The sequence below is a fragment of the Kribbella sp. NBC_01245 genome, assembly GCF_036226525.1.
Lineage (GTDB): Bacteria > Actinomycetota > Actinomycetes > Propionibacteriales > Kribbellaceae > Kribbella.
This window is the reverse complement of the sequence record NZ_CP108487.1, coordinates 7,890,906-7,905,246: the sequence shown is the minus strand read 5'-3', so window position 1 is coordinate 7,905,246 and position 14,341 is coordinate 7,890,906. Positions and strand designations below refer to the sequence as shown.

The 14,341-nt window shown below is 67.3% G+C and carries 11 protein-coding genes; 4 read left to right on the top strand and 7 right to left on the bottom strand.

The features are described 5' to 3' along the window. The 4 genes from OG394_RS36395 to OG394_RS36380 all read right to left on the bottom strand — a co-directional run bounded on the left by OG394_RS36395 (position 1) and on the right by OG394_RS36380 (position 4,213). On the bottom strand, positions 1 to 1,581 hold the full coding sequence (locus tag OG394_RS36395) for a GspE/PulE family protein (protein WP_328991818.1): 1,581 nt from the start codon (positions 1,579 to 1,581) through the stop codon (positions 1 to 3). Beyond that, positions 1,578 to 2,672 (bottom strand): type IV pilus twitching motility protein PilT, encoded by a 1,095-nt coding sequence (locus OG394_RS36390; RefSeq protein WP_328991817.1) that lies wholly within the window; start codon positions 2,670 to 2,672, stop codon positions 1,578 to 1,580. Before OG394_RS36390 ends, OG394_RS36395 begins: the two co-directional genes overlap by 4 nt. A gap of 3 nt (positions 2,673 to 2,675) precedes the next feature. Next, positions 2,676 to 3,038 carry a type II secretion system protein gene (locus OG394_RS36385; RefSeq protein WP_328991816.1) on the bottom strand — a complete coding sequence of 121 codons (363 nt, stop codon included), beginning with the start codon at positions 3,036 to 3,038 and terminating at the stop codon, positions 2,676 to 2,678. Positions 3,039 to 3,241: 203 nt separating this feature from the next. Beyond that, entirely contained in the window at positions 3,242 to 4,213 is a 972-nt protein-coding gene (locus OG394_RS36380) for a helix-turn-helix transcriptional regulator (protein ID WP_328991815.1), read from the bottom strand. 120 nt (positions 4,214 to 4,333) lie between these two features. Between OG394_RS36380 and OG394_RS36375 the strand changes: the two genes are divergently transcribed. From OG394_RS36375 to OG394_RS36365, 3 genes are all read left to right on the top strand, one after another. Beyond that, a complete protein-coding gene (locus OG394_RS36375; RefSeq protein WP_328991814.1) occupies positions 4,334 to 5,185 on the top strand; it encodes a GNAT family N-acetyltransferase in 852 nt (283 codons plus the stop codon). Positions 5,186 to 5,368: 183 nt separating this feature from the next. Beyond that, entirely contained in the window at positions 5,369 to 8,089 is a 2,721-nt protein-coding gene (locus OG394_RS36370) for a glycosyl hydrolase (protein WP_328991813.1), read from the top strand. A 103-nt stretch (positions 8,090 to 8,192) separates the two neighbouring features. Next, entirely contained in the window at positions 8,193 to 10,442 is a 2,250-nt protein-coding gene (locus OG394_RS36365; RefSeq protein WP_328991812.1) for an FdhF/YdeP family oxidoreductase, read from the top strand. A gap of 94 nt (positions 10,443 to 10,536) precedes the next feature. On the opposite strand, the gene OG394_RS36360 is transcribed toward OG394_RS36365, so the two are convergent. The 3 genes from OG394_RS36360 to OG394_RS36350 form a co-directional block, all read right to left on the bottom strand. Further along, entirely contained in the window at positions 10,537 to 10,989 is a 453-nt protein-coding gene (locus OG394_RS36360; RefSeq protein ID WP_328996904.1) for an MMPL family transporter, read from the bottom strand. Positions 10,990 to 11,033: 44 nt separating this feature from the next. Next, on the bottom strand, positions 11,034 to 12,752 hold the full coding sequence (locus OG394_RS36355; protein ID WP_328991811.1) for an MMPL family transporter: 1,719 nt from the start codon (positions 12,750 to 12,752) through the stop codon (positions 11,034 to 11,036). Positions 12,753 to 13,095: 343 nt separating this feature from the next. Then, the gene (locus OG394_RS36350) at positions 13,096 to 13,644 is read right to left on the bottom strand and encodes a M48 family metallopeptidase (RefSeq protein WP_328991809.1); all 549 of its coding nucleotides are present in this window, start codon (positions 13,642 to 13,644) and stop codon (positions 13,096 to 13,098) included. A 498-nt stretch (positions 13,645 to 14,142) separates the two neighbouring features. On the opposite strand from OG394_RS36350, the gene OG394_RS36345 reads away from it, so the two are divergent. Next, entirely contained in the window at positions 14,143 to 14,301 is a 159-nt protein-coding gene (locus tag OG394_RS36345; RefSeq protein WP_012922897.1) for a DUF5679 domain-containing protein, read from the top strand. The last annotated feature ends 40 nt before the right edge of the window (positions 14,302 to 14,341 follow it).

Here is a 14,341-nt window from a genome sequence, read left to right as displayed (position 1 = left end):
TCAGCTCCCGGCCAGGTAGATCGACCGCACGACCTCGGCCACCGTGGTGACACCGGACTGGACCAACCGGGCGGCCTCCTCCGGCAACGTGCGCATGCCCTCGTACCGGGCGGTCTTGCGAATCTCGTCATGTGGCGCGCGATCCACCACCAGCTCGCGGATCGCGTCGGACACCGGCATCAACTCGTAGACGCCGGTCCGTTCCAGATAGCCCGTCCGGGCACAGAAGTTGCAACCGGCTCCGCGGACCAGCCCTTCGATCGGCACCTCGCCGCCCGCCTCCCGCAGGAAGGCGATCTCCTCGGCAGGTGGTTCGTAGTACTCACGGCAGTCCGGGCAGATCCGCCGAACCAGCCGCTGCGACATCACCGCCAGCACCGACGACGCGACCAGGAAGTTCTCGATCCCCATGTCCAGCAGGCGGTACAGCGCCGCCGCCGCGTCCGTCGCGTGCAACGAGGAGAGCACGAAGTGCCCGGTCAGCGCGGCCTGTACGGCGATCCGGGCCGTCTCGACATCACGCACCTCGCCGACCAGGATCACGTCGGGGTCCTGCCGCAGGATCGACCGCAGCCCGGCCGCGAACGTGATCCCGGCCGCCTCGTTGATCTGGATCTGGTTGATCGAGGCGTACGAGTACTCCACCGGATCCTCGATCGTCATGATGTTCCGCTCGGGACTGTCCAGCTCCCCGAGCGATCCGTACAAGGTGGTGGTCTTGCCGCTGCCGGTCGGACCCGCGCAGATCACCATGCCGTACGGCGTCCGCAGGAGCCCGGCGTACCGGGTGGCCAACTCGGGGGGCATGCCGAGCTGTTCCAGCCGGTACAGCGGACGACTCCGGTCGAGCAGCCGCAAGACCACCTTCTCGCCGCCCACCACCGCGGCGGTCGAGACCCGGATGTCGACCGAACGGCCTTCGACCTCCATCCGGATCTGACCGTCCTGCGCCCGGCGGCGTTCGACGATGTTCAGGTTCGCGAGCACCTTGATCCGGCTGACCACCGCGGGTCCGATCGACCCGGGCAGTTCGAGCTGGTCCCGCAGCGCACCGTCGACCCGGAAGCGCACCCGGACCCGGTCGTCGTGCGGCTCGATGTGGATATCCGAGGCACGGTCGCGCAGGCCTTGGGTGATGATCAGCTGGACGACCTGGACGACGGGAGCGCCCTCGTTCGCGACGGCGACGCGCGCCTGGGTGGACTCCTGCCGGAACATCGCCTCGAACTGACGGACGCGCGAGTCGACGCCGGCCAGGGCCCGATAGGAGTTGCCGATGGCGTGCTGGATATCCGGCGTGGACGCGATCGTCAGCAGCACCGGCCGCCCGATCGCGGTCGCGACCTGGGTTCCCACCGCCGGATCGGCCACCGCGACCAGCACTGCCTCGCCCCGGAGCTCGAGCGGGATGGCGGTCAGCGACCGGGCCGCCGCCTCGTCGATCAGGGCCGTGGCCTCCGCCGCCGGCGTGACCGAACGCAGGTCGGCGGTCGGCAGCCCGTGCTGCCCGGCCAGCCGCCTGGCCCGATGGCGCTCGATCCGCAGGTCCTCAGGGGTGAGCGTGCGAGCCCGGTGCTTCATACCGGCGATACCGCCCGGGGCCGCGATCGCGTCTCGATCTCCTTCGGATAGAGGCTGCGCCCGACGGCATCGCCGTACGTCACCTCACCGGCCTGGACCAGCGCCGACAAGGACTGTTCGAGCGTGACCATGCCATCGCGGCGGCCGGTCACCAGGGCGTTGCGCAGCTGATGGGTCTTGCCCTCCTTGATCAGGTTGCGCACGGCCGCGTTCGCCAGCATCACCTCGAACGCGGCCACCACCCCACCAGTTGTCCGAGGCAACAATCGCTGGTAGACGACCCCGCTCAGTGCCGCCGCGAGCTGCACCCGGACCTGCGATTGCTGCTCCGGTGGGAACACGTCGATGATCCGGGCCAGCGATTGCGCGGTGTCGTTGGTGTGCAGGGTCGCGAAGACCAGGTGCCCGGTCTCGGCGATGGTCAGCGCGAACCGGATCGACTCCAGATCCCGCATCTCCCCCACCAGCAGCACATCCGGGTCCTCCCGCAGCGCGGCCCGCAGGGCATCGGGGAAGGACGCCGTATCACTACCGACCTCGCGCTGATTGACCGCGGAACGACGGTGCTCGTGCACATACTCGATCGGGTCCTCGATGGTGATGACGTGGCAGGCCCGCTCGGTGTTGATCTGGTGGATCAGCGACGCGAGGGTGGTCGACTTACCCGACCCGGTCGGCCCGGTGACCAGCACCAGGCCCTGGTGCAACCGGGTGAACCGGGCGAGCGTCTTGGGCAGCCCGAGCTCGGTCATCGTCGGGATACTGCGCGGGATGATCCGCAATGCGATCGCGGTATCACCCCGCTGGGTGAAGGCGTTCGCCCGGATCCTGGCGTCGTTGCGCCACGAGAACGAGAAATCGTGCTCGTACGTCGTCTGCCAGACGTTCGACCGATGCGGATGCAGCACCTCCGCCAGCATCGCGTCGGTATCCGTACGGGTGAGCGGGATGCCGTTCTTGACCGGCCGTAGATCCCCGTGCACCCGGATCTGGGGTGCCATGCCAACGGTCAGCAGCAAGTCCGTGCCGCCGGAGTTCCACAGTTCTTCCAGCAACAGGTCGACCCTGCTGCCCCTGACTGGAATGTCCATGGCTTAGGTGCAGGCGCCGCTCGCGGTGACCGAACCGTTCGCGCCGAGCGTGATCGTGTAGCCCGATCCGCTCGGTTGTTCGCGGAGCAACTGGTTGACGCCGGTGGTGAGCTGGGTCCAGCCGGCCGCTCCGGCGTCGGGATAGACGCTGTTCTTGGCGAAGTAGGCCTCGACCGCGACCTGCACGGTCTTCTTGTCCGTCTTGCAGGCGGCCGCGTTACCGCGGTCCTGGATACCGCCGACGGCGAACACGACGATGCCGGACAGCACGCCGAGGATGACGATGACGATCAGCAGCTCGATCAGGGTGAAGCCGGATTCGGTCCGCCTGGCTTCGCGGCGGTTCGCGCGGATGCGCTCGATCATGGTCCGTCCTTCGCAGATGCTCCGGCTGGCCGGAGACAGGGTTCACCTGACGCGGCCCGGACCCCTTCGGACCACAGCGCAGCGGGTACCTTTCGTCACCGTCGGTACCGCTCCGCCCGACCAGACTGACCGCTCAGAGCAGCTCGTCACAGCGGGTGAACGGATGACACCTGTCGTCCAAATGGCCGACAGCCGTCGTCCATTCAGAGCCAGCCGCGGCGGGCTGCCTGCACGCCCGCCTGGAACCGGGTGTCGGCATCAAGCGTTCGCATCAGCTCGGCGATCCGTCGTACGACGGTGCGCTGGGTGACCCCGATCGCGCGGCCGATGGCGGCGTCCTTCTGCCCGGCCGCGAGCAATCGCAGGATCGCCCGATCGCGGTCGTCGATCCGCTCGGGCGTGGTCAGCACGGCACCGTCGGAGGCCATCGGTGTCGCCCGCTCCCAAAGGCTCTCGAAACACATGACCAGCGCGTCGAGCAGCGGCGACGGATGGACCAGCAGATGGGTCGACTGCTGCGCGCCCTGGAAGCTCAGCGGGATCAGCGCCCGCCGCCGGTCGGCGATCATCATCTTCATCCGGATCTCGGGCAGCACCCGGGCCTTCTCGCCGGCGGCCAGGTACTTGGCCAGATGGAAGATGCGATCGGACTGGGTCAGGATCGGCGCGTGGTAGATGCAGCGATAGGTCACGCCGCGTTCCAGCGCCTTGATCTCGCGCTCGTTCAGCACCACCGCGGAGTTGATGTACGGCGGCGCGTCGATCATCACCACCTCGTCGCGGGCGCCGAGCTCCAGCCGGGTCAACGTGCTGAAGAGCGCGTCGTGTCCCTCGATCAGCTCGACCAGTTCGGCCGGCCGGATCGGCTCGTTGTGCAGGTTCAGCGCCAGGTCGCGCGCCCGCGCCCTTAGTTCGTCCAGGGTCTGCTGGCGGTGCAGGACGAGCGCGTCAACCGCCACCTCGGGCGGCGTCGGCACATAGCGCGGCGGTGAGCTCACGATCCGGTTCGCCAGGCCCGCCTCGGTGAGGCGCTGCAGCGAGCGTCGCAGTCGCGCGACCGGCACCCGCGTCTGCTCGGACAGATCCGCCGCCGTGCTGGCGCCCTGGCCGAGCAACCGCAGGTAGATCTCACTGTCGGCCTGGGAAAGACCGACCGGCTCGAGCAGATGACTCATGCCTGGACGGTAGCCCGGACAGACCATGGCCGGATAGCCAGTTGACGCCAATGTCGCTAAGAAGACATCCACGGCGATGCTCTGCGCCCCAGGGTTTTCCCGACCCTGGGGAGGCACGGTTTGACGGTCGGTCAGCTTTTCGTACGGCGCATGGTGGTGGGCCATCTCGCGGCGGCGGCAGGTTTGATCAACGCCGACGGCCTACCCGGCCAACCGCCTTGCACGGTGCAGGCCCTCTTCGACGCACTGATCGGCAGGGTCGACCCGGATCCGCTCGGGCGCAACGATCTCGACACGTGTATCGATGTCATCGGCAACGGCGGCATCAAGGGCGTGATCGCGTATGCCCGCCGGCGCAGCGAGGACGTGGGCCTGATCCTCTGGCTGCACGGCGGCGAACAGCCCGGCGTCGTCGGCCGACTGCTGGACCACGCGTTGCACCAACTGGCCGACTGCGCGGTGATCGAGGCCTTCGACCTGCCCACGGTGCTGGATCCACTCGCGGTGCCCGGCCTCGCCACCATTCGCCGGCCCGTGACGGCAGGCGCTTTGGCGAAGCGCGGATTCACGAGCCGGCCGTGCGGGCGCTACCTGCACAGGCGGTTGCCCGCGGCCACGGCCGTGCGGAATGACGGGATCAGCTACGAGATCTTCGATGGCCTGCACCAGTTGAAGATGCTCGGGCCGGCTGGAACGGTCGTTGCCGATGCCACCATTTCGGTGCCGCACCCACGGCACGCCGTACTGCACTGGATCGGGGTGGATCCCGAGCATCGCCGGCGCGGTCACGGCCGGCGGCTACTGCACGCCTGCCTGCAGCACGCGCGGTCGCTGGGAGCGGATCAGCTGGTCTGCCATGTCGACGACCACAACCTCGCGGCCGACGACGATCGCGGGCGCAGTGCGGCGATCGCGATGTACCACCGGGTGGGCTTCACCAGCGTGGTGCATCTGAGCAGCTACACGCGTTAGCTACCTGCGTTAGTTGCTCGCGTTAGTTGCGGAACCGGTCCCGCGTATCACGGAGCTATGGACAGGGTGCTACGGCCGGGTTACCTTTCGTGCACATGTGAGAGCGCTCTCACTTAACCTTGCCCCACTCCGCCGCCCTGGAGGTGTTTCGTGCGCTCCCCAATCCCCCGCTCGAACAAGCGAATGGCCCTGATCGCAGGTGCTCTCGCCGCTGTTCTCGCCGTTCCGCTGGTGCTGCCGACGGCCGCCAGCGCCGTACCCGTCGGGGCCGGTAGTTATGCCGACAGCAGGCCTGCCGGTACCAACGGTCCGACCGACCAGAACGGTGCGCCCGTCACGCCGAAGGTCACTGCCCGGATGGCCGGCAAGCCCGTACCTACGAACGAGTGGTGGAGCTCCCTGATCTGGAAGCGCTACCCCGGCAACCCGTACTCCGAGAATCTGTACGGCCATCCGATGACGTACCACGCTTATGCGCAAGGGCTCGGCGTCGGCTATCCCAACACCGCGACGGTCACAACCGACGGCCGGATGTACGAGATGTTGCACAAGGACGACCTCTTCGTCGGGATCAGCGGGCTGAACTCGCCCGATACCAAGGTCGACGGCTGGTCCGACTGGAGTGTCACGCCGTACTGGAACGACGGCGCACGCACGTTGCGTACGACGATCGGCCACGGTCTCCCGTTCGTCTACGCCGAAGCCTCCGGTGGCAACGCCCGTGTCGGGTTCAACGGCCCCACGACGGTGTGGAGCAACACCGGCAGCACGCTCGGCGTGACGATCAACGGCCACGAGTACGCCCTGTTCGCACCTAGCGGGGTGAACTGGACCCTCAACGGCACCTCCGAGGCGACGGCTCCCGCGAGCTTCTACTCGGTTGCACTGCTTCCGTCGCGGGACGCGCTCTCGTTGTTCCAGAAGTACGCATACTCGTTTGTGACTGATACCAAGGTCTCCTGGTCGTACGACGCCGGGGCCGCGCGTATTTCGTCCACGTATACGGCTACAACCGTTGCTAAGCAGGGAAGTCAGACCGGCACCCTGCAGGCGTTGTACCGGCACCAGTGGCTCAACTCGACTGACGCGACTACGGCGTACAGGTATACCTCGCCGCGCGGGGAGATGCGTCTGCGCGAGGGAGGGGCGTTCACCACTCGGTCGAACTTCAGCGGCGTACTGCCGGCTCTGCCGCTCTCTAACCAGGCTGACGCAAACAGGCTCCGTGCCGACATCGACGCCGAGTTGAACGCAGCAGACCCGTGGAAGGGCGCAGCTGACACCTACTGGACTGGCAAGGCCATGTGGCGTCTAGCGGCTCTGGCTCGAGTGGCGAATCAGATCGGCTACACGGCTGGTAGGGATCGCCTGATCACCTTGGTACGCGACAGGCTTACCGACTGGCTTACCGCGAGTAGTGGCGAGGGCAGCCGGATGTTCGCGTACGACTCGACGTGGACGACTCTGATCGGTTACCCCGCCGGCTTCGGGTCTGACCAGGAACTGAACGACCACCACTTCCACTACGGCTACTACTTGCTTGCGGCATCAGTAGTCGCTCAGCACGACACTGCCTGGGCCTCCGACGCGCGATACGGCGGCATGCTCAAGCTGCTGGCCCGTGATGCGAACAGCCACGTCCGCGGTGACACGCAGTTCCCGTTCCTGCGCAGCTTCGACGCGTACGCCGGACAGGGCTGGGCCTCGGGCCACCAGGGCTTCGCCCACGGCAACAACGAGGAGTCGTCCTCGGAGTCGATGATGTACGCGACGGCCACGATCCTGTTCGGCCAGGCTGTCGGGGACACCGCACTGCGCGACTCGGGTATCTACCTCTACACCACCCAGCAGCAGGCGATCGGCCAGTACTGGTTCGACAAGGACAACGCGGTCTTCCCGTCCTCCTTCGGCCACGACACGGTCGGCATCGTCTGGGGCGGCGGCGCGACGTACGGCACCTGGTGGACCGCCAACCCGGAGGAGATCCACGGCATCAACATGCTGCCGATCACCGGTGGATCGCTTTACCACGGCGCCTGGAAGAGCGACATCACCCAGAACATCAACGAACTGCGGGCCAGCAATGGCGGTCCGGAGGTCGAGTGGCGCGACATCATCTGGAACTACCTGGCGATCGCCGACCCGGCACAGGCGCAGAACCTGTACGGCGGCGGTATCGAACCTGAGACCGGTGAGTCGCGAGCGCATACGTACCACTGGATCACCTCGCTCAACAGGTTCGGCACTCCCGACCACTCGGTCACGGCGAACACCCCGACGTACGCCGTACTGAACAAGTCGGGCGCCAAGACGTACGTCGCCTATAACCCGGGCACGGCGACCGCCACGGTCAACTTCAGCGACGGCGGTTCGCTCTCGGTCCCGGCCGGCTCGACGGCGTGGAACGGGCCTTCGGGTTCGGGCGTCGACGCGGGCACGGGCGTCACGCCGCCCACCACGCCGCCGACGACTCCGCCCACGACACCTCCTCCGACCAGCCGGAACGCCTTCGCGGCGATCCAGGCGGAGTCGTTCGACCAGCAGAACGGCATCACCACCGGGACCGGCGGCGACGGCGGTCAGCACATCGGGTCGATCGGCAACGGCGACTGGGCGTTGTACAAGGGTGTCGACTTCGGTACGCAGACCGGCCGGCAGTTCAGCGCCAAGGTGGCTAGTGGTGCCGCCGGCGGTATCAGCGGGCTGGTCGAGGTCCGGATCGGTAGTCCGACCGCGGCGGTGGCAGGCTCCTTCGCGCTGGCGAACACCGGCGGCTGGCAGACCTGGAAGACCATTCCCGCCAACGTGAGCGGTCTGACCGGTAAGCAGGACGTCTATCTCACCTTCACCAGCGGCCAGCCGTCCGACTACGTGAACGTCGACTCCTTCTTCTTCGGACAGTGATCTCGGGCGACAACTGGTAATTCATCGGTCCGAATACGGCTTGTATACAGGCCGTATTCGGACCGACGACCGTTGCGGGGTGGGGACGACCTACGCTGGGGCCATGGTTGAGATCGACCCACCCAAGCGGAAGGCGGCCGGCGCTCCGGCTGTGGTCTCGTCCTTCAAGCACGGTCTCAGCGAGATGGGACTGGCCCGCACCACCCGGGTCTTCACCGCGCTGAACCAGGACGGCGGCTTCGACTGCCCGTCGTGCGCCTGGCCGGATCCGCACGGCAAGGACAAGCACAGCGCCGAGTTCTGCGAGAACGGCGCGAAGGCCGTCGCGTGGGAGGCCACCCGCAAACGCGTGCCACGGTCCTTCTTCGCCGAGCACTCGATCGACCAGCTGAACGAGATCTCCGAGTTCGAGCTCGGCAAACTCGGCCGCATCACCGAGCCGATGTACCTGCGCGAGGGCGCCTCCCACTACGAGGCGATCGGCTGGGACGAGGCCTTCCGCGTGGTGGCCCGCCATCTCAAGGGTCTGGAACGACGCGAGGACGCGGTCTTCTATACGTCGGGCCGGACCAGTAACGAGGCGGCTTTCCTCTACCAGCTGTTCGTGCGGGCCTACGGCACCAACAATCTGCCCGACTGCTCGAACATGTGCCACGAGTCATCCGGCACCGCGCTGACCAAGGTGATCGGCAGCGGCAAGGGCGCCGTTACCCTGGACATGCTGGAAGAGGCCGAACTGATCGTGGTGGTCGGGCAGAACCCGGGCACCAACGCACCACGCATGCTCAGCCATCTGGAAGTTGCCCGGCGCAAAGGTGCGACCATCGTCGCGGTCAACCCGCTACCCGAGCCGGGCCTGATGACCTTCAAGAATCCGCAGCACGTCTCCGGCTGGATCGGCAAGGGCACGCCGCTCGCGGAACAGCACCTGCAAATCCGGATCGGCGGCGACCAGGCCCTCTTCCAGGCGGTCGGCCATCTCCTGTTGCAGGCCGAGGCCGCCGCGCCCGGCACGGTCGTCGACCAGACCTTCATCGCCGATCACACCAGCGGCTTCGAGGCGTACGCCTCGCAAATGGCCGAGCTGGACTGGCCGACGATCGAGCGAGCCACCGGACTGACGCGGGCCGAGATCGAGCGCTTCGCCCAGCGATTCATCGAGTCGAAGGCGACCGTGATCGCGTGGGCGATGGGTCTGACCCAGCACCGCGAGGCCGTCGCCACCATCACCGAGGTCGTCAACGTCCTGCTTCTGCAGGGGAACATCGGCAAGCCCGGCGCCGGCCCATGTCCGGTCCGCGGCCACTCGAACGTGCAAGGCGATCGCAGTATGGGCATCTGGGAGCGGATGCCCGACGCCTTCCTCGATCGGCTGGAGACGGAGTTCGCCTTCATCGCGCCGCGCAAGCACGGGGTGGACGCGGCCGAGACCGTGCACAAACTGCGCGACGGCACGGTCCGGGTCTTCCTCGGCATGGGCGGCAACTTCGCGATGGCGACGCCTGACACTCCCGTCGTACACGCGGGTCTGCGCAAGTGCGATCTGACGGTGCACGTGTCGACCAAGCTCAACCGGTCCCACACCGTGACAGGGCGGGAGGCGCTCATCCTGCCGACGCTCGGCCGGACCGATCGCGATACCACCGAGGCCGGGGTCCAGTCGGTCAGCGTCGAGGACTCCCAAGGCGCCGTACATCTGTCCACCGGCAAGCTGCTGCCTCCGGCCGCGGACCTGCGCTCCGAGATCGCGATCGTGTGCGGTATCGCCGAGGCGGTTGTACCCGAGGTCGGGGAGATCCCGTGGACCGACTTCGCCCGGGACTACAGCCTGATCCGGCATCGCATCGGCCGGGTCGCCGACGGCTATGAGGACTACGACGAGCGGGTGTCGGTGAAGGGCGGGTTCCTGCTGGCGCACGCCGCCCGGGATCACCGCGAGTTCCGTACGTCGGATGCGCGGGCGCAGTTCAGTGCGAACGAGTTGCGCTGGCTCGACGTACCGGCTGGGCGGTTGCTGTTGCAGACGATGCGCAGCCACGACCAGTTCAACACCACGATCTACGGGCTGGAAGACCGGTATCGCGGGGTGCACGGGACGCGGCAGGTCGTGTTCGTCAATCCCGACGACATCGCCGAGCTGGGCCTGAGCGACGGGCAGACCGTCGACATCGTCAGCGAGTTCGCCGGGATGGAACGACGGGCGAACGGCTTCCGCGTCGTGTCGTACCCGACGGCCCGCGGCTGCGCGGCGGCGTACTACCCCGAGACCAACGTGCTGATGTCAGCCGACGACCTCGCCAAAGGCAGCAAGACCCCCGTCGCCAAGGGCCTCACCATCCGCCTCGAGCCGTAGCTCGCCTTATGTTGCTCGGCTTCTGTAGCTCGCCTTATAACGTGCCGACGCACCTTGCGGCCCCTGTCGCAAGGTGCGTCGGACGTTGGTGGCGTCAGACCGAGGTGAGCTCGCGCTCGGGCTCGGCTTCCGGCGCTTCCGTTTGCACTGCGTGACGCGGTGCGGTCTTGGGCCGCATGAACTTCGGCGCCCACCAGTTGGCGTCGCCGAGCAAGGTCATCGCCGCGGGCAAGACGACCGCCCGGATGATGGTCGCGTCGATCAGGATGGCCGCGGCCAACCCGACACCCAGTTGCTTCATGTCGAGCGTGCTCAAGGTGGCGAACACCGCGAACACGCCGATCATCACCGCGGCCGCGCTGGTGACGACACCCGCCGAACCGGTGATGCCCTCCGCAACCGCCTGCTTCGTGGGAACCCCTCGCAGCACGGCCTCACGGATCCGGCTCACCACGAAGACGTGGTAATCCATCGATAGCCCGAACAACACCACGAACAGGAAGAGCGGCAGCCATGAGACGACCGCGCCGTTCGACCGGAAGTCCAGCAGACCCTCGGCCCAGGTCCCCTCGAAGACGGCCGTGACGACGCCTACGCCGCGCCGGCCGAGAGCAGGTTGAGCCCGATCGCGGTGAACGCGACCACCACCGAGCGGAACGTCACCACCATCACGATGAACGTCAGCAGCAGGACGAACCCGATCACCAGCGGCAGCTTCGACCGGATGTGCGCGGCGTAGTCGACATCGGCCGCCACGAACCCACCCACGGCGTACGACGCTCCTGGCACCTGGCCGACGGTCTGCGGCATGAGCTCAGACCTCAACTTGGCAAGGGCATCCCGCGCTTGCTGGCTACCCCCGTCGTACGGCGTGGCGACCTCGAGCACGGTGACCGTCTTGTCGGCCGAGACGCGCGGCTCGGTCAGACCGTCTTGGGCGAACAGGTCGCTGGACTTCGTCCGGTTGACCAGGTCGGTCAGCGCTGCCGCGACCGCCGGCTGCTGATCGGCCGGAGCCTGGACGGCGAGCTGGTGGCTCGTGCCCGTGCTCGGGAACTGCTCGGTCAGCCGGTCATACGCCTGCATCACCGCGGTGTCGCGCGGCAGATCCTCCGTGCCCGGGAACTTCAGCGTCATCCCGAGTGCGGGTGATGCCACCGCGAGCAGGGCCACGACCGAGACGATCAGCGTGGCGGCCGGACGCTTGAGCGCGGGCTTGAGCACGGCCGGCCAGAAGCGCGGCTCGCCGTTGCGGGCCGAAAGGCGCCACAGCAGCGGCACGCGGGGACGGTCGACCCATCGGCCGAGCTTGCCGAGGATGGCGGGCAGCACGGTCAGCGAACCGATCACGGCCACCGCGACCACGAGGATCGAGCCGACGGCGAAGGACGAGAAGGTCGCGTCCTGGGCGAGGAACAGACCGCCCATCGAGATGATCACGGCGATACCCGAGACGACCACGGCATGGCCTGAAGTCGCGGCGGCGAGCTCGACCGCGTCCAGGTGGTTCCGGCCGCGGGCACGCTCTTCCCGCTCGCGTCGAAGGTAGAACAGCGAGTAGTCGACGCCGACGGCCATACCGATCAGCAGGATCACGCTGTTACCGGCCTCGACCGCAGGCACCAGATGGGAAGCGGCCGCCGATAGCCCGATCGCCGCGGCCACAGCCGACAGCGCGAGCAGGATCGGGACCGCGGCCGCGATCAGCGCGCCGAAAGCGATCAGCAGAATGACCAGTGTCACCGGCAGGCTGAAGAGCTCGGCCCGCCTGAAGTCGTCGCCGAGGGTCTCGCTCAGTGCCTTGTCGATGGACTCGCCACCGACCTGCTCGACCCGCAGCTCCGGGAACTGCCCTTGCACGGCCGCGGTCGTGTCGAGCAACGGCTGAACCCGCTCGGCCGCATCCGCCTCGGAGTCCTTGAGGGTGACCCGCACGATCAGGGCCTGACCCTTAGGGGACGGGATCGCCGGGGCGACCTCCGCCACCCCGGACACGGACTTCATCCGCTGGGTGACGACCTTCGCCGCCTTGTCCGCCTCGGCCCGGTCGAACCGGCCCGACGGCGAGGTGATCAGCACACTCTCGACGTCCGGGTCGTTGAACTTACCCGCCTCGTTGATCGCGTCCGCACGACTGACCTCGCCGATGTTCTCGTCGTTGCCATCCGCCTCGTTCACACTCGTCACCGAGCCGAGTGCGAAACAGGCGATCACGAACACGAGCCACCCGGCGATAGCCCGCCAGGGATGAGTGGCACTCCAGCGCGCCACCCGCACTGTTGGTGCTCCCCCGGTTCTGGACTTGGACATCCGTCCTACCCCTCCGCGCCGATCCTGGCGCACCCTGCCAGCGCGGCCCCTCCGCCGGTCGCTGGTCATGGGCTCAAGCCTTGGGCATGGAGGTAGGCCGGCGTAATGCAGGAAACACCCGACTTCCCCTGAGGAAAACCCCACCCCTGCCCTGGGGTAAACACCACCTAGTGGTCTGCGCCGTGAGTTGTTCGAGTGATTGCGGTGTTCAGGTGCGTGCATCGCGGTGCTGGAGAAGCGTCCTCGATGCGGAGCATCGTGGATGGTTCTCCAGTGCCGCGAGGTGCGTGCCTGGGCGCCGCAAGCACCGAAGAACTCACGGCGCAGACCACTAAGCCCCGGGTCAGGCCTGGAGTGAGTCGTCTTCCATCTCCAGGTGGGCGGCCGCGGAGACGCCCTCCAGATAGCCCTCGGCACGCTCGGACTTGGGGTAGCGGTGCACCAATTTCCAGAACCGGGCGGAGTGCGAGGGCTCCAGCAGATGGGCCAGCTCGTGCACGATCACGTAGTCGATCACCCACTGCGGCATCGTCTGCAGCCGGGTGGAGAGCCGGATCGAGCGGTCCGCGGGGGTGCAGGAGCCCCAGCGGCGATTCTGGTTGCCGACCCAGCGCACGGAGGCCGGTTCGGGCGCCTCAGGCAGGTGGCGACACGCCAAATCACGTGCTCTAGCCAACAATTTCTCGTCCGACACGCGGGATCTGCTGCGCTGCTTGTCCAGCCGCTGGAGCATGGTCTCCACCCAGCGCGCCTCCTCCGCGGCGGACAACCGGTCCGGCATCAGGACGACCACCCGCTCGCCGTCACGGTAGGCGCTCACCGTCCGCTTGCGCCGCTTGCTCCGCCGGATATCCACATAGGGCGGGATCGGCAGCAGGGGGGAATCGGCCATGAGTCGACGGTACCGCCCGGCACCCCCAGATTTTTTCCCTCCACAGCCTGTGTACGGACGTTTTCGCAGGTCAGAGGCCTATTCGCCGAAATCTGGACACCTTTTGTTCACACCGTTGTCCCCCACCCGTCCACACCTTGATCCGGCGTGGCGCACAGTTTGTTCACAGAGTTATCCACAGGGGTGGACAACTCTGCCTTGCCAGCGGGCACGGACCTGCCTAGCGTCGATTCAGACAGGCTCCCGGCCCGCCTCCAGGGGCTGCTCGCAGGGGAAGGCGAGCGGTTTCCCGGCGGCTGGTCGGGGGCCTGTGTGCTGGATCGGAAACGGCCAGGGCACGGCACGCAGGCGCTGACTTGCGCTTGAGCGGCTCCCCGCCTGCCGTAGGGTGATTCCCGACTGGGCCGAACGGCCTACGGCAGGACGGTCTGCCGTTAGCATCCACAACGGCCAGGGGCCTGGTGCCCCGGCTGGTATCAGAGCAAGGAGAGGGCCCTCATGGCAGAGACCTGGAGCGGCGAGTTCTACTGCGTCAAGTGCAAGGCCAAGCGCACCGCCGACGGCGAGGTCAAGGTCAACGACAAGGGCACGCGCATGGCCAAGGCCAAGTGCCCCGAGTGCGGTACGAACCTGAACCGGATCCTCGGTAAGGCCTGACGCACGGCTGACAGGGGCGGCGGAAGAACCGGAAACGGGC

What these genes read in the sequence shown, in the direction of transcription:
- OG394_RS36395 (WP_328991818.1), bottom strand. Translation starts at nt 1,581, where the DNA reads ATGAAGCACCGGGCTCGCACGCTCACCCCTGAGGACCTGCGGATCGAG.
- OG394_RS36390 (WP_328991817.1), bottom strand. Translation starts at nt 2,672, where the DNA reads ATGGACATTCCAGTCAGGGGCAGCAGGGTCGACCTGTTGCTGGAAGAA.
- OG394_RS36385 (WP_328991816.1), bottom strand. Translation starts at nt 3,038, where the DNA reads ATGATCGAGCGCATCCGCGCGAACCGCCGCGAAGCCAGGCGGACCGAA.
- OG394_RS36380 (WP_328991815.1), bottom strand. Translation starts at nt 4,213, where the DNA reads ATGAGTCATCTGCTCGAGCCGGTCGGTCTTTCCCAGGCCGACAGTGAG.
- OG394_RS36370 (WP_328991813.1), top strand. Translation starts at nt 5,369, where the DNA reads ATGGCCCTGATCGCAGGTGCTCTCGCCGCTGTTCTCGCCGTTCCGCTG.
- OG394_RS36365 (WP_328991812.1), top strand. Translation starts at nt 8,193, where the DNA reads ATGGTTGAGATCGACCCACCCAAGCGGAAGGCGGCCGGCGCTCCGGCT.
- OG394_RS36355 (WP_328991811.1), bottom strand. Translation starts at nt 12,752, where the DNA reads ATGTCCAAGTCCAGAACCGGGGGAGCACCAACAGTGCGGGTGGCGCGC.
- OG394_RS36350 (WP_328991809.1), bottom strand. Translation starts at nt 13,644, where the DNA reads ATGGCCGATTCCCCCCTGCTGCCGATCCCGCCCTATGTGGATATCCGG.
- OG394_RS36345 (WP_012922897.1), top strand. Translation starts at nt 14,143, where the DNA reads ATGGCAGAGACCTGGAGCGGCGAGTTCTACTGCGTCAAGTGCAAGGCC.